Raw genomic sequence first — 24,042 nt, forward strand, 5'->3', positions numbered from 1 at the left:
CAAATCCGCTATGCTTTAAACAAGCCTAGCGGATTTTTCTTTTCAAAAAAAATCTCCTACCAAAGTGATAGAAGATTAGGCAATAATACTTTTCACAACTTTTGAAATAACTGCGCCTTCAGCTTGACCAGTAAGCAGTGGTTTAGCAATTTTCATGGCTTCACCCATGTTCATTCCTTTTCCAACACCCGCTGCCATTAACTTCTCAGCAATCTCTTCTTCTGATAATTGCTTTGGTAAAAATGATTTTAAGAGTATTAACTTTGCTTCCTCTTTTTCAATCAAGTCTGCTCGCCCTGCAGTTTGAGCACCTTCAAGAGCCTGATTCGTTTGTTTGACCTCTCGATTAATAATACCCATTTCTTCTTCAGATGTTAGAGCCTCTCCCTTTTCTTTTTCAGCTGAATCTAAGGCTGCTTTTAATAGAGATAATACACCCTTTGCTAAAGTATCCTTCTCTCTCATTGCTGTTTTTAATTGTTCAAATACTTCTGTTTTTAACATTGATCTCACTCCTTATCAAAAAAGATTATAACATAAAAAAATCATTGAGGATTAAGGTTCGTTGCATGTGTAGCTCAAACGAAGGCTATTGTTTGTACAATCAATGTTAGTAAGTTTGTTATTCATAGCTTGTTAAAAAAAGTTTTCCTTTTTTGGATGATTCAACAGCATCTATCGCCTTATGAAAATCTAGTAATGGAAAACCGGCATTTACCTTCATCATTTTTAACGAATCGTTTTGTACAAGGTTTATGAGCTGTTGCATAATTTGCTGCCATTTTTTTATTGGCGTTTGACGCTGCCAGTGACGTAAGTGAAACAATGTGGCTTGTACTTTCGCTTCCTTCACAATGTTTGTCCAATTTACCTGTACACCGGATAAAAGACCAATAGCTAAAAATTTTCCACCAGGCTTCACGCAATAAGCAAGTTGATTACCAGCATCCCCTCCAATGGAATCAATGGCTGCGTCGGCACCTCTACCATTTGTTATTGCCTTCACCGTTTCATTGAGTGGCATTTGAGAAGCATCAATAACAAGGTCTGCTCCAAGTTGTTGTAATTCTTTTGTATGCTTACTACTTCGTGTAACAGCAATAAGCTGAAACCCTAACAATTTTGATAATTGAGCATAGATATGTCCAATAGCAGAGCCGCATGCATTGACTAATAAAACATCAGTTGCTCGCAATTTGAGGACCTCTGTACAGGTTATGAAGGCTGTTATCGGATTAATATACATTTGTGCTGCAGTAAAATCATCCATTGTGGAAGGAATAGGTACCGCAAATTCAGTCTGCGTTTTCACCACTTCCTGCCATGTTCCCTCTCCTCTTAAAGGCAATACGCGCTGTCCAATAAGCCCAGGAGAAACAAGTGGTCCTACTTCTTCTACAATCCCAACGCCCTCATAACCAGGAACTGTCGGTAAAGTGATTCGATGGGCATATTTCCCCCATATCGGTATTAAATCAGAAGGGTTGATAGGTCTTGCTAACATGCGAACAAGAATTTCTTGACCTTGTGGCGGTACGATCGTTTTATTTTCAATCCTTAACACCTCTGTCGGATTTCCAAATTCATAAATTCTAAGACATTTTGCTTTCAACGATTCTAGCTCCTTTATTGATTAGGTATAAAACAACATCATACCTGGGGCATCAGCTGCACGTTCATTAAACCCAAGCTTTTGATAAAAAGATTGTTTCCCTTTAGCACAAAATAATTGTACCCACTTTATATTTTCTTTTTGACAATGTGTTAACAAATTTTCCATCACCATCGAGCCAATTCCTTTTCGTTGATAATCAGGATGTACCATGACATCGCAGATAAAGGTTTGATAAATACCATCGGAAATAATTCGGCCATATCCAATTAAATCCCCATCATGATAAATGGATGTGCTGAACCAACTATTACAAATGGCATTGTATAATTGTTCATACGTATAAAGTCCTTTTGCATTCCAGCCAGTTGTTTGATGTAGCGCTTTATATTGCTCCAATGTTGGATTTAAATCCCTTATTATGTCCATCCAATACTCCTCCTTATTTTTGTATAAACATACAAAATAAAGGTTAGTTATTCAACCGTAAATTTAGGATATTTTTTGTACAATTGTCAGCTGACCTTTTTCATCCATAATTATTTGTAAAACTTCATCTATTTCAATGCAAATTGGACTGATTATTGCTTTCTTATCAGAAAAATACCAAAGTCGTTTACTTGGCCCTAAAAGAATATTGGCTCCGTCTTCATAGTTACCTAGAAAATTAAGGGCATCCGGTTGAAGCTCTTTGTTTTCAATAGGCTTTATAGCATATTCATTTAACTGTTTAGCTACTGTTGAAATTTCATCTGTCGTTAAATTGATCTCACCTATATGTAACACATGCTCAATAGAAAAAATCGCTGTATGATGATGTTGTTGATTTACTTCCTGTCTTGCTATTAATTCCAATATATTGCCTTCAGGATCGTAAAAATAACATGAGTACGCCTTTAAAAATTCAAAATAGACCTCATCCTGTCCCTCTGATTCCAGTAAGCCTACACGCTCCTTTGCCCAAATTTTTGCCTGTTGAAATAAATTACTAGGTATATTGAGTGCAAAATGATACTGCTTATTTATACTAGAAGGAACCCTTTCAAAAGTCATCGCACTTTCGCCAACCGCAATTGTAAAATAATCATCTGTTTTCTCTAATAATGTAAATCCTAACTGATTGCAATAAAATTCCTGCATCTCTTTCATATCGTGAATAAATAATTTGGCCTTCGTAATTTGCATTTTTAAGCACCCCTTTACTTATCCCCACTATACAAGCGAATGGCAACTATTGCTTCATCCTAAAGAATGAAGTTCAGTTTCGACTATTTAAGCAATGCTCGCCCCCCAGGACAGTCTCATACTACTTTAAAAATTCAGCCAAGCTGATTTTCGTTTTTTCATAGTCTGCACTGATACGCTGTAATTCGCCTTCTAATCGTAAGGCACCTGTCTCAACTCCCCTATAAACTAATAACGGCGCTTGTTCTAAAGACATTTTTGCTTGTGAATAATCACAGGATAGTATTTTTTTAAGCAGCAATAAAGTCTTTATCTTATCCTTCCCCTTGCCGGTAATATACAGTTCATAGTACTCGGATGAACTATCTACGGATAGTTCTTCATCCAATCCAGGTGGAATCAGTACACTTTCAAGAAACATGACGAGGTTATCGTAAGCCATTGAAAAATTCCAACTCCCTGTCCCGTGATATGCGCTAAAAATAGCGGTATCTCCTCTTGATAAATCGAGACAATAAGGATCACCCTCATCTGTCGCAATGACCAAATAATCATGCGGCCATTCTAAAATGACCTCATCTGTCACAGGATTATAGTTGTAACCTTCCTGTCCTCGCACTAAATCCTTTGCTCCATATATTTGTAGATTAATATAGTCGCCTGTGTTCCATGTAACACCTTCAACAATATACCGCTGTAAAAAATATAAATATTCTTCTGGTAAACGCCAATGACAATCCACAAAATGGCTAATTTCATCTTCTATATGATTGTGAAAAACCACCGGATATGCATTATAAAAATCTGGATCTTGCTTTTGTATCTCTTGAATAAAACTACGCATTTTCTCTATTACAGCATCTAGCTCTCTTTGTGAAGCATTCAATTATTTCACTCTCCCTTTCATCACTAAGTTCCTGTCTTTGCATTTTATCACATTCCATCATTAACCAATTTTAAGGAGAACATGTTATAATTATTTAAATAGACTGGTAGTATGCATAAAGTGCACAGAAAAAACGGATGGGAGCGATCTGTCATGTCACATCATGCGAACGAACAGACAATAAATCAGGCCAAAATGGAATTTTTAAAAGCTCTTCACTATTTGGACTATGGCAAGGTAGCACAAGGGGGAAAATGTCTTAAACTAGCTATTCAATTAGCAAATATGGCTGATGACCAAACAACTTTTATCCGAGCGGCGATTTGCTATGGGGATTTACTGTGGCATATTGAAAAATATGATGCCTCCAAACATTGGCTGCAGCTTGCGATTAATCGATTTAGCAAAGTGCAAGCAGATTCGAAACATTCAGTAGAAGTTGACGTACAAAAAGCTCGTTCCTTGTTAAAACAAATACAACATTCATTGTGAAAGGGCTAAGAGGAGCAGACCAATTTGAAATTAATTATACGACGTCCAAAGCAATCGGATATACAAGCGTTACATCAGTTCTTTTTGCATGTCATTCAGGATACTTATGCAAAAGAAGGACTTGCAGAGCTAGTAAGCGATCAAAAGCTTGAATGGGAAACGAAAAAACAGTATTTAGCAATGGATTTAGAAAGTCAAGGGGAAAAAAGATATTTTTGGTTAGCTGTGGACGAAGAAACAAATGAAATCATTGGTACAATCGAATATGGTGAGGCGAATGAATTGATTCAACAAACAGTAAAAGAAGACCTAACCAATTGTCCAGAAATCGGTACTGTTTTTGTTCATCCAAACTACCAAAATCGTGGTATTGGCACGTTGCTTCTGCAAAAAATCTTAATGACGTTGGAAAAGCAAAGTATGCACTGCTTTTGTTTAGATAGTGGATATAAACAAGCACAAATCATTTGGCAGAAAAAATTGGGACAGCCTGACTTTATACTTGAACATTATTGGGGAACAAATAATCACCATATGATTTGGAACCGACAATTACCATTTCGATTAAAGGAGTAAAAAAATGACCTATCAAATAACACAACAACTAAATACCACAAACAGATCTTTTGTCAATAACATGCTTTATGAATATAATGTAAAGCACTTTCCTAAGGATTTACAAGGACGATATCAGGAAATTAATTTATTTCTAACCGATCACAACGGTCAAGTTTATGGTGGTGTACTCGGGGAAATTTGTTGGAACTGGTTAGAAATCCATACACTGATGGTCGACGAAAAGCTTCATGGTTTAGGATATGGCTCAAAACTGTTGAAATCGATTGAACAAATTGCTTTGGACAATAAGTGTGATTTCATTAAAGTTGACACACTTAGCTTTCAAGCGTTACCATTTTATGAAAATCATGATTACGAAATTTATGGGACACTGGATAATGTAGGAAGAGATTTTAAACATTTCTTTTTAAAAAAGACTTTACGATATGATCTTTAAAGTGGCGATAATATGAAAGTCTTTAATAAACAAGTATTATTGGTCAGTATCTTTAAAACCTGATTTTGGAGGGCCTATTCCATAGGTTTGATACACTATGTTTTAATGCTTTTCAAAAAATAAATAATAGTTATAGTAGGGCCAATACTTCTTAGGTTTGGAGGGAAATGAAATGTTAAAATTCATTGATGATTTAGCCGGTGCGATTTTCGATGTTTTTATGTTATTTTGTTATTTCTTTGCAGGCGTAATAATGGTAGGTGTCCCTCTCTTTTTATTGGCTAAGCTGTTCCAACTGTTTCTCTAAATATCACACAAGATAAAAGGACTTTTAACATTCAACAGCAGCTCGAGACGTAATAATGTGAAGGCTGACATTGTTGTTTCTCAAAGAAACTATGCTATATCGCTAATTTTATATTATTTATTAATTGCATAGTATTAATATATCCATCTATTCATCCCTGTGCATAAATAAAAATGGTTAGGATACTACAAACTTTTGCTTGCAAATCCTAACCATTTTCTATGAAATTCGCTCAACAAGATTACTTTACTTTACAACTCTGCTAGCCCTTTAAACAGTTCGACTCCTGTTTCAATCAAATCATCTTTAAAATCATACTCAATGGTATGTATGTTAGGATAATCTTCTCCATTCCCTATATAACAGTAAGAACCTTTTGTCATTTTTGTGTAATGGCCAAAATCTTCAGAAGCGCGGAATGCCTCTTCTAACTCTATCATGGGCATATTTTTTTCCGCACAAACTTGACGTATTTTATCGGAGCTTTCTGTATGATTTGAGGTTTCTGGGAATTCATCTTGATAGTCGAAGCGGACCTTCAATCCATACTTTTGTGCCTCTGCTTGAGCTAATTTTTCTAAGTTATGTTGAAGTCTATCCATCTCTTCTTCATAAAGTGCTCGAATCGTCATTCTTAGTGTACCTTTACTGGCATTGACACCAAATGCTTTTGTACCGATATCTACTTGAACGACAGTGCATAAAACATTGCCTCTATTAACTGCTGAATGCGTAAAATTAGGAATGCTATCGATTATTTTTGCTATTGCAAAGGCTGGATTTATGCCTTTTTCTGGTTCACTTGCATGTGAAGGTGTTCCCTCCATATAGATAGACATCCCTTTTGATGCATACTGCGCTGTTCCATTGATGACATAGACCGTTTTCTCTTGAATACCGCTCATGTTATGCCAACCAAAAATCTCATCAATGTTCTTTTCTTCAATCAGAACAGCACATTCAGTAGCACCATCACCTGTTTCTTCAGCATGCTGAAATAAAAAGTATATATTATTGTCAGAACCCTTTTGATCTATTTCAAGGGCAAAGCCGCACAAAGTTGCAGAATGTCCATCATGACCACATTTATGAGAAACGCCAGGGCATTTTGAGCCGTACGGAAGATCAATTGTTTCTTCAATCGGAAGTGCATCAAAATCAGCTCGAAAAGCTATATTCCTTGTGCCTACTTTGGAATGATAAACAGCATAAAACCAACGGCCTCTGTCTACAATTTCAAGTTTTGTATGTGCTTTAAGAAAGTTCATCAAATGTTGTTTTGTCCAAATTTCATTATTTGATAATTCAGGATGCGCATGTAATTCATGTCGCAATTGAACGACCAATTGTAAATTTTTATTTTCCATTATTCTGTATCTCCTTTGACTCATCGCAAATCTCTCAACACGCTGATTGTTTACTAGAAAAATGGATGCAATCAACTATACATGAGTTGACTATTTTATTTCTTTATCATTTATATGTGCTTCTAAAAATGGTTTGTAACTAGGGTCATGTATTTTCCCTTTTTTATGCAAATATGTACCGATAATGAAGTACATTATTAACATCGGAACGCCAATATAGAATGAAAATCTCGTATCTGGACTATAGGCTGTGTATATCGCAATCGCTATTAATGCTGCAAGACAAAGAAGAGTCGGGATTGGATATGTCCGCATTTTGAATTTTAGCTTGTCTACAGATCCACCATTTTTCACTAACCATTTTCTAAATTTATAATGAGAAAGATAGCTACCGAACCATCCAAGTAATGTATTAAAACCTGCAATGGATGTTAACCAAATGAATACTTTATCTGGTGAAATAAAGTTTGTAATAAGAGAAACTTGTCCAAGGAATAACGTTAAGATAACCGCATTCATTGGAATACCACGTTTATTGACCTTCCCTAATGCTTTTGGTGCTTTTCCTTCTTTTGATAGTGCAATCAGTGTTCTACTTAAAAAATAGACAATCGAGTTAGCTGCTGACACCAATGATGTCAGAATAATAATATTCATAATCGTTGCCGCGCCAGGAATTCCTGCTAATCCTAAAAGACCCGCATAGCCATTACTTAGAACGCTTACATTTTGATATGGCACAACTAAACCGATGATTGTAATGGATCCAACATAGAAAATTAAAATACGTAGAAAAATCGTATTAATTGCTCTAGGTACGTTTTTCTGCGGATTTTCAGCTTCACCTGCAGCTGAAACAACTGTTTCCACACCTAGATATGACCATATAACCCCTGTCATCATAATGATTACCGCTGAAAGACCATTTGGAAACATCGATTCACTGTTCCAATTTGAAAAACCGATAAATCCTTGTTCCCCAATAACACCAAATACCATAAGAACACCAACGATTAGAAATACGATGATGGCAAGTACTTTAATGCCTGCAAACCAATACTCTGCTTCTCCATAGGACTTCACATCGATTAAGTTCAAAAACAGGACAATCGCTGAAATGACAATACAAAACATAAAAGTAGGCGTATTTGGGAAAAATTGATTAAGGATCATCCCGCCTCCGACAATTTCAGCACCAAGTCCAAGAAATCCATTAATATACAAATTCCAACCAACCATAAAGCCTAACACTGGATGTACAAATAATCCGGAATAGGTGGTATATGCACCAGGAATCGGCATAAAGGTTGACATTTCCCCAAGACCTTTCATTAAAACAAACACTAAAATACCTATCACTAAAAATGCTATTGGACCCCCAAGAGCTCCAGCATTTGAAACGACATTCCCAGAAGCAAGAAATAATCCTGTCCCAATTGTTCCGCCAATCGAGATCATTGTAAGATGTCTGCGTTTTAACCCACGATGTAAATCGTATTCATTATTCTCCACTGTAAATCCCCCTAAACCTTTCAAATCATAAGCTTTCTACTCAATTCACTATGCCTCGGCGTAATTGCCACTGATGCTACGCTTTCCCACAGATAAACAATGCGTCCAGATTTTTTCGAGCTGACACCGTCACGTCCTGTGACAACGGTTATCTGACCTGTGTCGTGCAGGCCGCTCTTAAAACCTGTAACATCCGCCGATAGTTGTGAGCCTATTTGGTGTTAATCACACCATCATTACTGTAGGATGAGGCGCTTTTGACAACGTTCCCTTATTTCATTGACCGTTTGAACATCCGCTGTAAAAAGCCCAAAAAATATTCTTCTCCCTCTTTAGAGAAGGGAGCTTCCACTGAATCAAGATAAATCCCCTTTCTTCTCTGTTAAAAGACAATATATAATATTCAGTCTTTTATTCTATATATTATATATTTTATTTTATATGTCAACAAAAAAAGAATCTGCTCTATACGAAACAGATTCTTACTTTTTCCATTTTTTCTAGTGTTTATAACAAAACTTTCTCTGCTCTTTCCATATTCCAGTGTACTTCCTTCAGGAATTTTTCCAATTCAACACCCTCTCCATTTTTGAAAAAGGCTAATATTTCTCTGTGTTCATCGTTAAGCTCCGTTAACGTCTCCTTTACGCGATCTGACGAATCGTTTTCACCTATATTTTTCATAAATTTTTTTTCTAACTGTAGTAAAAGTTCAATCAGACTCTTATTCGGACATAGCTTATGATAAACGCCATGAAATGCTTCCTGCATTTTATCATACATTCTGTAATTCTCTGTATTAATAGCCAAATCAATACTTTGAATATAAAACTCCATTTCCTTCAAATCTTTTTCCGTTAAAAATGGCAAGGCAAGGGAAGCAGCTAAACCGTCTAAAGCACCAATAATAAAATAAGTTTCTTTCGCTTCTTCCTTCGTTAGGCTTTTAATCACGAATCCTTTACGTGGGATGTTCTCAAGTAAGCCCTCAGATGTAAGCTGAATAAGCGCTTCCCTCACTGGCGTTCTACTCACATTGAGGCTTTCACTAATATGATTTTCATTCACCTTCTTACCTGCAAGTAAGCTCCCATTGTTAATTTGTTCCACAATATAATTATAAACATGATCTTTTAGCGATAAATACTCCATCATTAATTCTCCAATACCGTCATTTAATACAATATATTGTATTTATAAATTGATTTTATAATATTACCTAATTTTTCTCAATTAAATCATTACGCCAATTTATAAAGTTTTATGTACAAAATGAAAAGGACATAGCCGTTGAGCTATTACTGAAAAGAAAACTAAAAAGCTAATCCCATTCATTTGGTAAATAATAAACGATTCAAAGAAGTTAGAACTTAAAAATTAATCGAACTAGATGCTAGGTCTTCAGATTGTGGAGGGCAAATTCACTCTCAAGGCTTTTCAACCTTTTCACGGTCGGACAACATTGTAAGGCATGATGTATAAATGCCAATTCAAATCTATATAAACAATTTTAATTTGGCAATCAAAAGATTATCAACAAACTTTTTAGTAAATATAATAATTTAAAAGATGTTAACATTATTATTAATGCATATACCAAAATCTAACAGTATTAAGTAACTTATTTCCTATTAAATTTTATCGCTTGTAAGTCTTTAATATACGACTGTAACCACCCATCTAGTTGGAAAATACTTTATAATATGGTTAAAAATAATTTTCCCTTAATTAAAATTAGATAAATTTGTTTATATCATTAATAAAACAGATAACTTAATAAGGTTGTCTGTTTTTTGTATGTACAAAATGGTTAGAATTTCCTACAATGGATATGAAGGGAGATTTGTATATGGATGATTTATTTATGATTTTATTGTTAGTTAGCTTGTTGGCTTTATTTGTGTTTGTCATTAGTTCAGTTATTGCTTTTGTAAGAAAAGATGGATTGAAAGGTAAAAAAATGCTGAAATTTAGCGGTATTTCTTTTGCTGCCATAATTGTTATGACTATAGGTGTTGGAGCTACTTTTGAACCTACAGAAACATCAAACAAGGATAAAGAAAAAGTAGAAACTGTATCTAAAGTTGAAGAGAAGGTAGAAGAAACACCTGAAGAAAAGGCTACACGTGAAGCTAAAGAGGCTGAGGAAAAAGTGGTAGCAGAACAGAAAGCAAAAGAAAAAGCGGAGGCGAAAGCTAAAGCAGATGCAGAAGCCAAAGCTAAAGCCGAAGCTAAGGCTAAAGAGGAAAGTGTCCCAAGAGAATATAAATCTGCATTAAAAAAAGCAGAACAATATGCGAAAACTATGCAAATGTCTAAGGCAGGTATTTATGACCAATTAACATCTGAATACGGTGAGAAATTCCCAGCAGAAGCCGCTCAATATGCTATTGATAACATTGTATTTGATTGGAAAGAAAACGCGTTGAAAAAAGCCCAATCATACGCGGAAATGATGAGCATGTCAGATTCGGCTATTTACGAGCAATTGGTTTCAGAGTACGGAGAAAAATTTACTCCTGAAGAAGCGCAATTTGCTATTGATAATTTAAAATAAACGAAACCCCACAATATCTCTGTGGGAGGCACATCAAGGTCACTCAGGCGAGTGGCTTTTTTAATGAAAATTTTTATCTAAACAGGAAAATAAAACAAAATATCTTTTACTCAAGTATGTAGATATGATGTTTTAAACGTACTTCCCAGTTAATTTTCATGTGTAATTCCCTCCATTTATATAAACCTTTATGAGCTTGTTTACTTGATTCCTCTCACGAATTACACTCTCTGATAAACCTGTAACACGCATCTCTTGTGCTTTAATATCAATCCGAATCGATTCTACCCCAGCATTAATATTGTCTAATTTCGTGCGTATTACAGCCGAATCAGATGCGTCGTTTTTTACATCTTTGTCACGATTATGGTTGTTGTAAGTACAACGTTAATGGCACCTAATACCGATTAAAGCTACTGTTTGACTGTCCATGTCAACACCTCACCAATAAAAATAACAACGCTCGGCACAGTGTATTGCTTAGGTCTTGTTGTATAAAAATAGCCCTCCACAATTATCCTGTGGAATGCAAAGGAAAAAGGACATATCATAATGACGTGTCCCCTAACCATTGAATAAAAAAATAATAAGATTATGGTGCAACTTGTACTGTTACGCTTAAAACTTTTGTAGGGTCTGAAGGTAAACAAGATGCTGCCGATATCATTGATTCCATCGCTAAAGTTTTATAAATTGCTGCACAATTTCAATGCGGTGGCAAATCGGTCTCAATCTACACCCAATTTATACAAAACTATTTGCTTAAAACCCTATAAACGCTTTTACATCAACCTTACTTCGTATCATCCATTTTCAGTACAGCCATGAATGCTTCTTGTGGTACTTCAACCGAACCTACTTGTTTCATACGTTTCTTACCCGCTTTTTGTTTTTCAAGTAATTTACGTTTACGCGAAATGTCACCACCGTAACATTTTGCAAGTACGTTTTTACCCATTGATTTAATTGTTGAACGTGCTACAATTTTTTGACCAATTGCTGCTTGAATTGGTACTTCGAATTGTTGACGAGGGATTAATTCTTTTAGTTTTTCTACGATTACTTTACCACGCTCGTAAGCAAAGTCACGGTGAACGATGAAGCTAAGTGCATCGACTTGCTCACCATTTAGTAAAATATCCATTTTTACTAATTTAGATGTCTGGTAACCGATGAGTTCATAGTCGAATGATGCATAGCCCTTCGTATTTGATTTTAAATAATCAAAGAAATCATAGACAATTTCTGATAAAGGCATTTCATAAATAATACTTACACGAGATGTATCAATATAATCCATTGTCATGAAATTACCACGTTTCATTTGACAAAGCTCCATAACAGCCCCTACGTAATCGTTTGGCACCATGATTGTTGCTTTTACATATGGTTCCTCGACACGTTCAATTTTTTGTGGGTCTGGCATAAAGGATGGGTTATCTACTTTAAGGTCAGTGCCATCTGTCATATGAACATTGTAAATTACAGAAGGTGCTGTTGTAATTAAATCAATGTTAAATTCACGCTCAATACGTTCCTGAATAATTTCCATATGTAGTAATCCTAAGAAACCACAACGGAAACCAAAACCAAGTGCTTGAGATGTCTCAGGCTCATATTGTAGAGCAGAGTCATTTAACTCTAGTTTTTCTAACGCATCACGTAAATCATTATATTTTGCTGTATCAATTGGGTATAAACCACAATAAACCATTGGGTTCAAGCGACGATAACCCGCTAATGGTTCAGCAGCTGGACGATTGGCATATGTTACTGTATCCCCTACACGCGTATCACCGACATTTTTAATGGAGGCTGTTAAATAGCCTACATCACCGACTGTTAATTCAGTCTGTGGTACAACTTTCGGTGTATGTACCCCAACTTCAATAACTTCAAATTCCGCTCCGGTTGCCATCATACGAATTTTATCGCCAGGTTTTACAGTACCATTGATCACACGAATTGAAATGATGACACCTTTATAGGCATCGTACACAGAGTCAAAAATTAGAGCTTGTAGTGGTGCATCAGGATCGCCTGTTGGTGCTGGCACCTTCTCAACGATTTGCTCTAAAATATCCTCAATACCTATACCTGCTTTAGCGGAAGCTAATACCGCTTCAGATGCATCTAATCCGATTACATCCTCTACTTCTTGACGTACGCGTTCAGGATCAGCTGCAGGTAAATCAATTTTATTAATAACAGGTAAAATTTCTAAATCATTATCAAGTGCTAAGTAAACATTTGCTAGTGTTTGCGCTTCAATACCTTGTGCAGCGTCCACAACTAAAATGGCACCCTCACAAGCAGCTAAACTACGGGATACTTCATATGTGAAATCGACATGTCCTGGTGTGTCGATTAAATGGAATGTATACACTTCGCCGTCTTTTGCTTCGTACTTTAATTGAACTGCATTTAATTTGATTGTAATACCTCGCTCACGCTCTAAATCCATTGAGTCGAGGAGCTGTGCTTTCATTTCACGGGAAGTTAAAGACTTTGTTTGCTCTAAAATACGGTCAGCAAGCGTTGATTTCCCATGGTCAATATGTGCAATAATAGAGAAATTTCGAATATTCTCTTGTCGTTTTAAACGTGCTTCTCGGTTCATCTTTTCCACTCCTAATTAAACTATAATGAATTATACTATGAACGTTACGCAAAGTACAACAGCAACTAGACTAGAAAGCCTATACTATCAATACTTTCAGTGTTTACTATCCGTTATTAAATTTTACAGTATTAAGTATATAAATGTAGTGAAGTGACGAAAGCAGGTAATGGTGAGGTAATAATAATTCACATAAACGTATTCATCTTCATAAGTCATCATGCTAGAAGTCTCCATATTCCCCGCATGTTTATTGCAATAAAGCAGTCTTTCATAGAAATCTCCCCATTTTAAAATTATAGTGCATAAAAAAAGTCAGATACGCAGCCAATCTAAGCTGTGCATACTGACTTTTTCTAGTCATTTCAATTATTATTTAGGGATTGTTGAATAAGGTTTGTTAAAACTTCTACCCCTTTTTTCTCTAAATGAACACCATCTGGGGCGAAGTATTCTGGATGCTTGAGTGCTGCTGTATGCCAGTCAATCAGTGTAATATGCTCATGTTCCTGCGCTTTTTGAAGTAAAGCTTCATTTACTTTCGCTTCCCATGAACGCGGTACACGTGTATTTACTAAATAAATGTCCGCATTTGAAAATGCGCTAAGGAGGGTGTCCATTTGGTCGTGCGTAAAGTAACCGTTTGTCCCCAATTGGATAATGACTGCATTATTGGGTTGGTTAAAACTCGCATAATTTGGCGCTAACTTAACAGCTTGTGAAACCTGGCGACCTATTTTTCCATCGATTGTAATATTTGGATAAATATTATGTAAGCTTGGTGCAATATCGATCATTACCGAATCTCCAATAGCTAGTATGCCACTATAAAATTCATCTTTTTCAGGCACTACACTTGATTCATTTTCCTCTTGTTTAGGCGTTTCTATAGGCGGAACATCTTCTACTTCCTCTTTCTTCTTAATCGAAGGATCATTAATTGATGTGTCTGGCTGCCTGTCATGCTCGTTTTGATTTACTGTAGGCTCATCACCATTAATTTTTATGGTTGATGGATACAAATCCGATGAACTTTGCTGTCCTTCACCCACGACTCCTGTAATCCCAGTGAAAAACACAAGAAGAGAAAGTGGAACCATTACCGTTGATAGTTTGCGTTGGAATGAGTAACTTCCCCATTTATTTTTATTGAAGACAAAATGCTTTTTATAATAGGCGCTGAATCCTTCTTTACGGATGGGCATTTCAATAAAGCGATAGGATAGCTCAGCAATTGTCAAGATTAATACGATTTGAAGTACAATTCGCCAATAGGAGGGGTTACCAATTTCGTGAGTAGGAGTACCTAACACCATGACAGGATAGTGCCATAGATAAATGCCATAGGATCGTGAACCAACCCAACAAAGTGGCTTCCACGATAGTATTTTCCCTAAAATACTTACTGGATGACAAATACACGCAATTAAAACCGCTGCGTTTAAGCAAAATAGGAACATGCCCCCTCTATAGAGGAACGTTTGATATTCATCGACATAAATAATACTGATTATAAAAACAGTAAAAGTGATGAAACTTATACTATTTAGTTTCTTCACGTGATTTGTCGATAATTTTTGTGAAGATAGTCTTTTCATTGGCCAAACAAGCGCTAGCCAACAGCCAATTAATAATTCAAAACAGCGTGTATCCGTTCCATAATAAACACGACTCGGATCAGCTCCTGGCTGGTAAAGCATCGCCATTAATAGTGCTGAACAAATGGCACCTATAAAGACAACCATTGCAAGTTTACTTTGTTTTTGGACAACAAATAATCCAATCATTAAAAGTAATGGCCATATAATATAAAATTGCTCTTCAATGGCTAATGACCATAAATTTTTTATTGGCGATGGTGAACCGAAACTATCAAAATAAGAAAGTTTATGAAAAATGAACCACCAATTACTTGAATAAAAAATAGAGGACACCGCATCTCCACGTAATGTATGGAGAAGTTCTTTTTGAAAAAGCATTACCCAAACAAAAGTTGTAACAATCATAACGTAGGCAGCTGGTAGTAAACGTCTAAAACGTCCAATCCAAAATTTCTTAAGACTGACTGTTAATTGGTTGCCCCTTAAAGGTAAGATGGTAGAGGTGATTAAATAGCCTGATAACACAAAAAAGATATCTACTCCTAAAAAGCCACCTCTAGCCCAGCTGAAGTTAAAATGGTAAGCAATAACTGCTAATACTGCTAATGCTCGAATCCCGTCTAGTCCAGGAATATAACGATGATTTAATGACTTGCCTGACATACTATTCCTTCCTTCAATAATCTATCTATGACGCCTCGACGTCATTGAGTCTAGAATTTTTCGAGCTGACGAGTAGAAGTTAACCTAAAGCCGTCACGTCCTGTGACAACGTTTAACTAAACTGCATCGTGCAGGCCTTACTTAAAAATCTGTGACATCCTCGACGCTTTGCTGTCGAATAACAGCACACTTCGATTGGAAATCATCTCCTTCCTTTAATTTTTTCTGTTTGTGCACTTATATGTTTGACGTTTGAGATACGATAAAAGTTTTAGAGAAAAGTGGAACGTTATCACTTTTTTGTCTTTTATAAAATTCATATGTATGTTTGCTATAGTCTTTAAAAAGGCATTTCCATAAATGGTAGATGCTTCAAAAGTATGTTTTGCCTTACTTGCATATGCCTTCATTAACGTTTTATCATTAAAATCATGAGCCAACTTGAAAATTATAAGACAAGAATGGATCAATGGAAAGACAAATAATTAGATTTTTTTCTGGAAATTTTATTATAATAAAATATTAAAAAAGTGAGCCTACAAGAGTCTCACTTTTTAATCATTTTCTTTATTTTTTCGAATCATTTACAAATGCTTTTGATATGGCCTTACCTATTACAGCAATTGTACGATTAACCTCATCTTCAGTATTGCCAATTCCACCAATTTCAATAATCATCATTTGTTTTGCTAAATCTTGATTGTAACGTCCATCGACACCATCACCACTTTTAGAAATAACGCCTTTTGATATTTTCGGAACAAGTGCATTTAATGTTGATGATAAACTTTCTGCATAGGCTGTATTCCAGCGGAAATTAGCATGCTCTGCCCCAACAACGATAGCGATTTTCGCATAGTTTTCCCCATTATATGAGATCGTTGTAAGATCATGTTTTAATGAATCGCGATGTAAATCTAGAATTAAATCATAATTATTGGATTCTAAATGCTTACTTAGATAAGGTCTCATCACATTATAGGATTCGTGATACCCCTTACCCTCTACTTGTAATTTCTTCATAATATCTACATCAAGAACATCAGTCTTCAAGCCATTTACATTAAAATGATTAATAATCTTATCCTTCATACTCATAATATTGACCGATTCATGAGAAGTCGCTACCTTACCACTCACAGCTTTCACCATCGGTTCGTATGCTTCATGGGAATGAGTAAATAACACTAACACTTTATAAGGATCTGGATCTGGGTCTGGTTCAGGCTCTTTCGTTTGTTCAAGTACACTTTGTTCAGCTAAATTGGTAGCAGCAAACACGACTTGCTTATCTTCTGGTTGTTTAATCGGAGTCGATGCTTGCTTGTTGAACGGAAGTTGCCCAGCAATGACAGGTAATACGAAAAAGAACAATAATATACCAAATGACCATTGTAGTTTTTTTAGCAAAGTCACACCCTCCTCCCCATATCGTATGGAGGGGGTGTGTCTTTTAGAACGAAAAAATTTTACTTGTTTTTCGCATAAATTGTCGTGTTTCGGGAGGCCTATAACGCCCTAATTTTTATAAATCATCTGCCCAATTCATGAGCATAGAAGCCACTAATTTAGCATAGCGATCAATCCAATAGTCTGCTTCTTTTGGCGTTACCATCAATTGTGTATGTGAGCCTGCAAATGTTTCTTCAAAAAGCTGCTGGCGTTCCTCCTTCGTCCAAGTCGCCCATTCTCCGAAAATAGGTTGTACTAAAGACATATCAAGTTCTTTATTGATATCTGGTTGCCAGGAGGATAACGATAACTTCGATGATGGTTTACTTCGCTCAGACACACGAGCTGCTATCGAACGAAGCATTGTTTCTACGGCGTCAGCAATTAATACTGGTGCATCCACCACTGTCGGAACACCAATTGCTGTTACTGGAATACCAAGCATTTCATAGGAAATTTCTTGCCGCTGATTGCCTACGCCTGAGCCAGGATGTATGCCCGTATTTGTTAACTGAATCGTTTTACAAAGTCGATTACTCGCTCTTGTAGCAAGTGCGTCAACCACAATGATTAATTTTGGCTGTAGACGCTCAGCAATGGCAGCCACAAATTCTCCTGTTTCGTAGCCAGTTTGTCCTGTTACACCTGGAGCATACATGACAAATTTTTCATCAATTACATCTAAACTATGCAGATGATCGATTAAATATGGACCAATCGCATCGGGTGTAATGGTACGATTTCCTAAACCTACTATCAAAATTTTATCGTCTTCTTGCCAAGAAAGTGATTCATGCATTTTTTTGAAATTCAAAAGCAATTCTTGCTCCAATTGTGCAAATCCATCTTGATCCTCTAAAGTCAGTGTAGGTACAGAAAGTGTAATATACTGCCCTTCTTTTTTACCAATTTGCTTTTCACCTTTACCATCTACAAGAACATCCGTGATTTTTACTCGACCAGCATTCCGATCTTCAATTTGAACGCCATTCGATTGTTCTAGTTTTTCTTTTTGCTCTCTCGTCTGATGGACAACTACCTCTTCCGATTCATCAATTAAATCTGTTCGTTGCCAATTAAAATTTTGCATACAATTCACCTCAAGCTGTAGTTTGTTCAAACTGTCAAGTAAATATTCTTTGCATTTATCTATTGCAATTTGGTCAAGCGTTTGTTAAAATGATTTTTGTTGTATTAACACAAGAAATCAATGAGAAGATATCATCTCGTACCTAATTTAGGAGGTGAAATATATGCCAAACATTAAATCTGCGATTAAACGCGTAAAAGTTAACGAAAAAGCAAACCTTGCTAATTCTCAAGCTAAATCTGCAATGCGTACTACAGTGAAAAAAGCTGAAAACGCTGTTGTTGAAAACGCTGAAAACAAACAAGAACTTTTACAAGCAGCTTTCAAATCTTTAGATAAAGCAGCTTCAAAAGGACTTATCCACAAAAACGCGGCGGCTCGTAAAAAGTCTCGCCTTGCTAAAAAAGCGTAATTGTTTAAAGGATCAGGTACTCTATTAGGAGTAGCTGATCTTTTTAATTTTGATAGATAATACAACAAGCTGTCCTTTATTGGGACAGCTTGTTTTATTAAAGTTGACGTAATAAAAATAGTTCTAAATAACGCTCTCGATTACCACCAGTCGATTTCAGCTGTAAATCAACTTCAGCTAACTGATACAATGCCCTCAACAAACTTTCCTCCGAAGGTCGATTACGCTGTTCAACCATTAGTTTGACACGATATGGATGGATTTTTAAATTTTTAGCAATTTGTTGTGGGTGGTATCCTTTCTTCAACAAATAAAAAACATTCGACATAGTACGAACATTGGAAGCGAGCAATCCAACTAACATAATGGGCTCTTGCTTTTGTCGTAATAAATCATGATAGATGGTCAAGGCTCCGACAGAATCATTTGCCAAATAAGCATTGAGCATTTTAAAGGCATCCTGCTCCAATGTTTTGGCCACTAAATCCTCCACTAATGAAGCCGTAATTTCACCACCCTCACCTAAATAAAGGGTTAGCTTGTCAATTTCCATTTGTAATTGTAGCATGTTGGCTCCGACCATCGTAACAAGCAGTTCAATAGCATCTTGTGTAATACTGGTGCCTTGTGCCTTGACAATACTTTTAATCCATACGACTAAATCTTGCTCTTTCGGTGTTTCTGCTTGTACAAGTAGCGCATGCTCTTTCATCATTTTAGTCACTTTTTTACGTTCATCTAATTTTTCATAAGGGGCAATAAAAACAGTGACAGAAAAATCGGATGGATTGGCTAACCACGTTTCCAAACGCTTTACATCATGATCGATTTTTTCCTTCCCCTTTTCTGTTGCCTTTAAAAATGAAGCATTTTTAGCAATAATCAATTTGCGTTCCGAGAAAAAAGGGATTGTATCTGCCTCATCCATGACAGCATCTACAGGCACCTCATCCAAATCGAATGCCATCATCTCCAGCTCTTCTTCCGAGCCCATTGCTTCTTTTAAACGCCTAATGGTCTCATCTATAAAATAGCTTTCTTCACCAACAAGTAAATATACTGGTGCCAGCTCACCTTTTTTTATTGTATTCCAAACCGTTGAAATCATAATTTTCCCTCCATCTAGCAATACTATTAGTATACATGATTTTATCTTGATATAGCAGAAGACTCCCACTTCGTTAATGGGGAGATGAATGAGATTCTATTTCTGCTAATTAGAATGACTTCGTGTCTTTGACCGAAATGTGTCGATTCCTTGCCAGACGGGGAATTCTCCTTTTCGATATAGCTTTTATGAACATGTTGTCTTATAATAAATAACAGAATTGGAGGGATAACAATGAATCCATTTGAAGGAAAAAACATACAATGTCGACGTAACGATGCTATCGATTCTGGAGTTGGTTTCGGTGTATCATTTGGCGTTTTCACACTTATGTTTATTATTGCAACTATAGTAGAATTCGTATCACAGTAATTGGACTTATGCAGGAAAAGGGCCTTGGTCATTGGACAAGGCCTTTTTCATTTACTGCAGTTGTCCAACTATTTCCTCGAATACGAATTTCGATTGTCCCATCCCCCCCTGTTGTTAACGTCGCTAAATTCCGGCTGACAAAACGTTGTACTACTTCTTCATGTGGATGACCATACCGATTATGGAGACCTGCACTGAATACCGTTAATCGGGGCTGGAGCAGCTCAACAAATGATTCAATACTAGATGTTTTACTACCATGGTGACCTGCCTTCAGCAGCGTTAGATTGGCTAATAAATGTCCATAACGATTGATCAGCTGTTGTTCTCCATCATGCTCCAAATCACCTGTAAAAAGCGCTGTAAACTCTTTCTGCTGCATGTACAAAACAAGCGAATCATTGTTTCCTTCATAAAAGGTGTCATGAGGCCATAAATAATAAAAATAAGTCTCTCCTATTTGCCATGCTGTCCCCTTCATTTTTTCTTTGACAGGAACATTGCGCTTGTTTGCTTCTGTCAATAATTCCCTCATCATTGGCTGATCAGAAGAACCAGGTGTAACATGAATTTCCTTCATCTTAATCTCTTGTAAAACTTCCTCTGCGCCTTCTACATGGTCTGCGTCTGCATGAGTGGCAATAAAAAGGTCGATTGTTCGTATGCCCTTGCCTTTTAAAAATGGCACTACAACTTGCTTCCCTACCTCATAAGGACGATTTGTTTTCTTCCATTGCTCCTGCTCAAAGCGCAACAAGCCCCCAGCATCAATGACATACACAGCCTTCCTAAATGGTAATTCAATTACGATACTGTCTCCCTGTCCCACATTTAAGAACGTTATCTTTGTTTCGTTATATAATATTGGTAACAGCTGAATCCAAAGTACCGGTATTATAAGTACCGCAGTAGCTTTTCTAAAACGTCTTGTTTCTAAGAAATAAAAGCTTACTAGAACACTTAACATCGCTAGACAACTAAGCCAAATAGGTGGTTTACCTGGTGACCATAGTTGTAAAGGCAGCTCCTGCATATAAAAAATCACATCGGTCAGCCAATTACGAAGCGGTTCGTACATAGCAAATAGCCTGTTTGCTAGTGGTATTGAGATATAGGTTAGAACTAATACCACCATGTTAAAAGGTAATATAACAAAGGAAAACAATGGTACAAAGATAATATTTACGATAAACGAGGACAAGGAGAGTTCATAAAAATGATGCAGTAATAGAGGGTAAACAAGGAGCTGGCACACAAATGTGATAAAAAAAGAACGACTTAGCCAATTCCTCGCCTGTTTAAAAATGATACCAGAATAAACAAGAGCTACAGCTGCTAAATAGGACAGTTGAAAGCCAATTTGAAAAATAACTCCTGGTTCAAGCAAAACAAAGCCTATAAAGCTAATCGCAAGTGCATCATCCATCGAAAGAGTCCACTTCAAAAAACGTAGCAGCATCATTAATTCGACTAGAGAAACTGCGCGCCATACAGAAGGTGCGCCTCCTGCAATGACTCCGTAAATCGGTAATAAAATCAGTAAAACGATAGTACCCATTTCTTTGCGGATGCCTACTCGCAAGAATCCTTCAAAAAATAGCCAAGACATCAGCGCAACATGTAAACCAGAAATCGCAAATAAATGGGTTATACCGAGCTTTTGATAGGCACGCTGAAGTTCTTCATCCACCTGATCTTGTACCCCGATTAGAAGCGCCTGTGCTTCTGCTACAAGGGATTTTGGAAAGGTCGTCTCAATATGCTTTTTCATGCTGTGTCTTTGCTTGGCAAGAAATGTCCCGAGTGAGTTTCGTTTTTCAACATACGTCCAATTGGTAATTTCAACAATGCCTATTGCTCCTTTACTTGTTAAGTAGTCTGCCATTGAAAATGCAAAAGTATGGGCAGGAGGAGATGGTGCCACAAGCTCACCTTGTGCAAAATAAGTCATTCCAGTTAATGATGTTTTTTCATAAAGGATTTTTTCTTGCTCAGAAGAAAATGTATAAACTACGTAAAGCTTTTGACCATTCGTTGTTGTAGCAAAACCACGGAGTTTTTGACCATTTATTTTGTATTCATTTGACCATGTTAAAGGGAAAGTTGACGGTAAAGGGGAAGGGTCTGTCAGTTGATAGGTGGAGATAAAAAAATACGATAATAAACCACTAGTCATCACAAACGTTGCAAGGGCATGTGACTCACCTTTTATGATGAGCCACATGGCTAATAAAAGTAAAAAAAGGAGTAGCCATGCTGTCTTGTGTGCCGCAATGGAAGCTACAAGTACAGCAAGCGCTACAATGATCCATTTATGCTTTAAAGCTTTATGCCGAATAATGCGCTCACCTTCTGTTCGTATGGGAGCAATTTTTCTACTGGCATCCCACTCTCGCGAAGCTCATGAAGCATCTCTGTGTACAAGGCTAATTTTTCATTTCTTAAAAAATCAATCTTACGTTCATCAAACGGTACATGAACGACTTCCACTCCTGCTTTTGCAAATAATTCCTGAGCATATGGGCTGTTTTTATAATCTGTTGCATAATACACACGTTCAATACCTGCTTGAATAATGGACTTTGTACATGGTAAACACGGGAAATGTGTCACATATAAATCAGCACCTCTTGTCGGTGTTCCATATTTAGCACATTGTAGCAATGCATTCATTTCAGCATGCACGGTACGTACACAATGGTTGTCTACAACATAGCAACCATTTTCGATACAATGTTCGTCTCCTATAATTGAACCGTTATAACCACCTGCAATGATGCGTTTATCACGCACAACGGTTGCGCCTACTGCTAGTCTTGTACATGTACTGCGTAATGCGAGTAGATGGCTTTGTGCCATAAAAAATTGATCCCAAGTAATTCGCTCCATATGACTACCTCCAAAATATGCCTTACAAATTATATTTCTCTTACTTTTCTACTATAGTGTAGCCCTTTTAGAAAAGGGGCGTCAATATTACAAAATATAAAAGCGTTTAGTTTGCAGTAATAGCGTCTTTCAGCTTCTCAAACGTTTTGTCACCAATACCACTAACATTTTTTAAATCATCAATTGTTTGAAAGTGTCCATTTTCCTCTCGATAAGTAAGGATGCTTTGCGCTTTAGAGGGACCGATACCTGGCAATGTTGACAGCGTTTCGATATCAGCTTTATTGATGTTAATCTTTTGTTCTTGTTGACTACTTTCAGAAGGCATCATGAAAAGATTAGTAGATCCTTCGTCTAGTAGTTCACCCTTTATAGGAATATAAATCACCATTTCGTCCTGCACTTTTTGCGCATGATTGATGAGCTGTGTGTCTGCATGCTCTGTATAGCCACCTGCAAGCTGTACAGCATCTTTAATGCGTTGGTCTTGCTGGAGTTCATAAACGCCTGGATACACCACAGCACCCTTTATATCAACAAATACCTGCTGGATAACCGCCTCCTCAGCAGATTCAATCGTATTTATTTCTTTCTTAGGTTGGATTGTCTCGAAGAGCTCTTCTTGGGGAGGTGAAGAGTCTGAACTCGAAAAATAGAAGTAACAAAGTCCACTGACTACCAGTATGCTGGGGAATAACATACTTTTTTTATACTTTTGCCATAAAGATTGGAGCATAGCACCATCCTTTCCTTGCAAAAGGTCATCATATGGAGTTATCTACATCATACACTATGACTGGTTGATTGAAAATGATAAAAAGTATCAGGAGTTTTATTTACTTGTTTAAAAGAACTATCCGTCACTTTAGCCTTTCTATCTAGCGATTTAAGCACGCTATCCG

23 protein-coding genes are annotated in these 24,042 nt (G+C 36.6%); 7 read left to right on the plus strand and 16 right to left on the minus strand.

Going from position 1 to position 24,042, the window contains the following annotated elements; all coding sequences use genetic code 11:
- Window positions 1-75 precede the first annotated feature (75 nt).
- The 5 genes from GJU32_RS09290 to GJU32_RS09310 form a co-directional block, all read right to left on the minus strand.
- A complete protein-coding gene (locus GJU32_RS09290) occupies window positions 76-504 on the minus strand; it encodes a GatB/YqeY domain-containing protein (RefSeq protein ID WP_155591666.1) in 429 nt (142 codons plus the stop codon).
- 118 nt (window positions 505-622) lie between these two features.
- Window positions 623-1,612 (minus strand): zinc-dependent alcohol dehydrogenase family protein, encoded by a 990-nt coding sequence (locus GJU32_RS09295; protein WP_155591667.1) that lies wholly within the window; start codon window positions 1,610-1,612, stop codon window positions 623-625.
- 21 nt (window positions 1,613-1,633) lie between these two features.
- Window positions 1,634-2,041: a GNAT family N-acetyltransferase gene (locus GJU32_RS09300; RefSeq protein WP_155591668.1), complete on the minus strand. Its 408-nt coding sequence runs from the start codon at window positions 2,039-2,041 to the stop codon at window positions 1,634-1,636.
- 63 nt (window positions 2,042-2,104) lie between these two features.
- Window positions 2,105-2,797: a VOC family protein gene (locus tag GJU32_RS09305; RefSeq protein WP_155591669.1), complete on the minus strand. Its 693-nt coding sequence runs from the start codon at window positions 2,795-2,797 to the stop codon at window positions 2,105-2,107.
- Between the two features lie 121 nt (window positions 2,798-2,918).
- Window positions 2,919-3,683, minus strand: coding sequence for an SMI1/KNR4 family protein (locus GJU32_RS09310; protein ID WP_155591670.1), 765 nt, complete (start codon window positions 3,681-3,683; stop codon window positions 2,919-2,921).
- Window positions 3,684-3,836: 153 nt separating this feature from the next.
- Here GJU32_RS09310 and GJU32_RS09315 point away from each other — a divergent pair, with 153 nt between their 5' ends.
- From GJU32_RS09315 to GJU32_RS23580, 4 genes are all read left to right on the plus strand, one after another.
- A complete protein-coding gene (locus tag GJU32_RS09315; RefSeq protein WP_155591671.1) occupies window positions 3,837-4,175 on the plus strand; it encodes a hypothetical protein in 339 nt (112 codons plus the stop codon).
- A 24-nt stretch (window positions 4,176-4,199) separates the two neighbouring features.
- Window positions 4,200-4,751: a GNAT family N-acetyltransferase gene (locus GJU32_RS09320; protein WP_155591672.1), complete on the plus strand. Its 552-nt coding sequence runs from the start codon at window positions 4,200-4,202 to the stop codon at window positions 4,749-4,751.
- Window positions 4,752-4,755: 4 nt separating this feature from the next.
- Window positions 4,756-5,190, plus strand: coding sequence for a GNAT family N-acetyltransferase (locus GJU32_RS09325; protein WP_155591673.1), 435 nt, complete (start codon window positions 4,756-4,758; stop codon window positions 5,188-5,190).
- A 172-nt stretch (window positions 5,191-5,362) separates the two neighbouring features.
- Window positions 5,363-5,497 (plus strand): hypothetical protein, encoded by a 135-nt coding sequence (locus GJU32_RS23580; protein ID WP_274381812.1) that lies wholly within the window; start codon window positions 5,363-5,365, stop codon window positions 5,495-5,497.
- 251 nt (window positions 5,498-5,748) lie between these two features.
- On the opposite strand, the gene GJU32_RS09330 is transcribed toward GJU32_RS23580, so the two are convergent.
- The 3 genes from GJU32_RS09330 to GJU32_RS09340 all read right to left on the minus strand — a co-directional run bounded on the left by GJU32_RS09330 (window position 5,749) and on the right by GJU32_RS09340 (window position 9,528).
- Window positions 5,749-6,864, minus strand: a complete 1,116-nt coding sequence (locus tag GJU32_RS09330) for a M20 metallopeptidase family protein (protein ID WP_155591674.1) — start codon at window positions 6,862-6,864, stop codon at window positions 5,749-5,751.
- 90 nt (window positions 6,865-6,954) lie between these two features.
- Window positions 6,955-8,376 (minus strand): amino acid permease, encoded by a 1,422-nt coding sequence (locus tag GJU32_RS09335; RefSeq protein ID WP_155591675.1) that lies wholly within the window; start codon window positions 8,374-8,376, stop codon window positions 6,955-6,957.
- 507 nt (window positions 8,377-8,883) lie between these two features.
- Window positions 8,884-9,528, minus strand: a complete 645-nt coding sequence (locus GJU32_RS09340; protein WP_196426640.1) for a GntR family transcriptional regulator — start codon at window positions 9,526-9,528, stop codon at window positions 8,884-8,886.
- A gap of 808 nt (window positions 9,529-10,336) precedes the next feature.
- Here GJU32_RS09340 and GJU32_RS09345 point away from each other — a divergent pair.
- A complete protein-coding gene (locus GJU32_RS09345) occupies window positions 10,337-10,933 on the plus strand; it encodes an Ltp family lipoprotein (RefSeq protein ID WP_196426656.1) in 597 nt (198 codons plus the stop codon).
- 793 nt (window positions 10,934-11,726) lie between these two features.
- Here the strand turns inward: GJU32_RS09345 and lepA are convergent.
- From lepA to gpr, 4 genes are all read right to left on the minus strand, one after another.
- The gene (lepA, locus tag GJU32_RS09350; protein WP_155591677.1) at window positions 11,727-13,553 is read right to left on the minus strand and encodes a translation elongation factor 4; all 1,827 of its coding nucleotides are present in this window, start codon (window positions 13,551-13,553) and stop codon (window positions 11,727-11,729) included.
- Window positions 13,554-13,918: 365 nt separating this feature from the next.
- The gene (locus GJU32_RS09355) at window positions 13,919-15,817 is read right to left on the minus strand and encodes an acyltransferase family protein (RefSeq protein ID WP_155591678.1); all 1,899 of its coding nucleotides are present in this window, start codon (window positions 15,815-15,817) and stop codon (window positions 13,919-13,921) included.
- A gap of 567 nt (window positions 15,818-16,384) precedes the next feature.
- A complete protein-coding gene (gene spoIIP, locus GJU32_RS09360; RefSeq protein WP_230874995.1) occupies window positions 16,385-17,233 on the minus strand; it encodes a stage II sporulation protein P in 849 nt (282 codons plus the stop codon).
- Window positions 17,234-17,342: 109 nt separating this feature from the next.
- On the minus strand, window positions 17,343-18,359 hold the full coding sequence (gene gpr, locus GJU32_RS09365) for a GPR endopeptidase (protein ID WP_155591680.1): 1,017 nt from the start codon (window positions 18,357-18,359) through the stop codon (window positions 17,343-17,345).
- 163 nt (window positions 18,360-18,522) lie between these two features.
- On the opposite strand from gpr, the gene rpsT reads away from it, so the two are divergent.
- Window positions 18,523-18,771 carry a 30S ribosomal protein S20 gene (gene rpsT, locus GJU32_RS09370; protein ID WP_155591681.1) on the plus strand — a complete coding sequence of 83 codons (249 nt, stop codon included), beginning with the start codon at window positions 18,523-18,525 and terminating at the stop codon, window positions 18,769-18,771.
- Window positions 18,772-18,868: 97 nt separating this feature from the next.
- Here the strand turns inward: rpsT and holA are convergent, their stop codons facing one another.
- Entirely contained in the window at window positions 18,869-19,879 is a 1,011-nt protein-coding gene (gene holA, locus GJU32_RS09375) for a DNA polymerase III subunit delta (protein ID WP_155591682.1), read from the minus strand.
- 234 nt (window positions 19,880-20,113) lie between these two features.
- On the opposite strand from holA, the gene GJU32_RS09380 reads away from it, so the two are divergent.
- Entirely contained in the window at window positions 20,114-20,251 is a 138-nt protein-coding gene (locus tag GJU32_RS09380) for a YqzM family protein (protein WP_004226902.1), read from the plus strand.
- A 28-nt stretch (window positions 20,252-20,279) separates the two neighbouring features.
- Here GJU32_RS09380 and GJU32_RS09385 read toward each other — a convergent pair whose 3' ends face one another.
- The 3 genes from GJU32_RS09385 to GJU32_RS09395 all read right to left on the minus strand — a co-directional run bounded on the left by GJU32_RS09385 (window position 20,280) and on the right by GJU32_RS09395 (window position 23,876).
- Window positions 20,280-22,475, minus strand: coding sequence for a DNA internalization-related competence protein ComEC/Rec2 (locus tag GJU32_RS09385; protein ID WP_230874996.1), 2,196 nt, complete (start codon window positions 22,473-22,475; stop codon window positions 20,280-20,282).
- A gap of 95 nt (window positions 22,476-22,570) precedes the next feature.
- Complete coding sequence (locus GJU32_RS09390; RefSeq protein ID WP_155591684.1) at window positions 22,571-23,140, minus strand: ComE operon protein 2; 570 nt, start codon at window positions 23,138-23,140, stop codon at window positions 22,571-22,573.
- Window positions 23,141-23,246: 106 nt separating this feature from the next.
- Window positions 23,247-23,876, minus strand: coding sequence for a helix-hairpin-helix domain-containing protein (locus GJU32_RS09395; RefSeq protein ID WP_155591685.1), 630 nt, complete (start codon window positions 23,874-23,876; stop codon window positions 23,247-23,249).
- Between the last annotated feature and the right edge of the window lie 166 nt (window positions 23,877-24,042).

The organism is Lysinibacillus cavernae (genome assembly GCF_009724685.1).
In the GTDB taxonomy this organism is placed as follows: Bacteria; Bacillota; Bacilli; order Bacillales_A; family Planococcaceae; genus Lysinibacillus; species Lysinibacillus cavernae.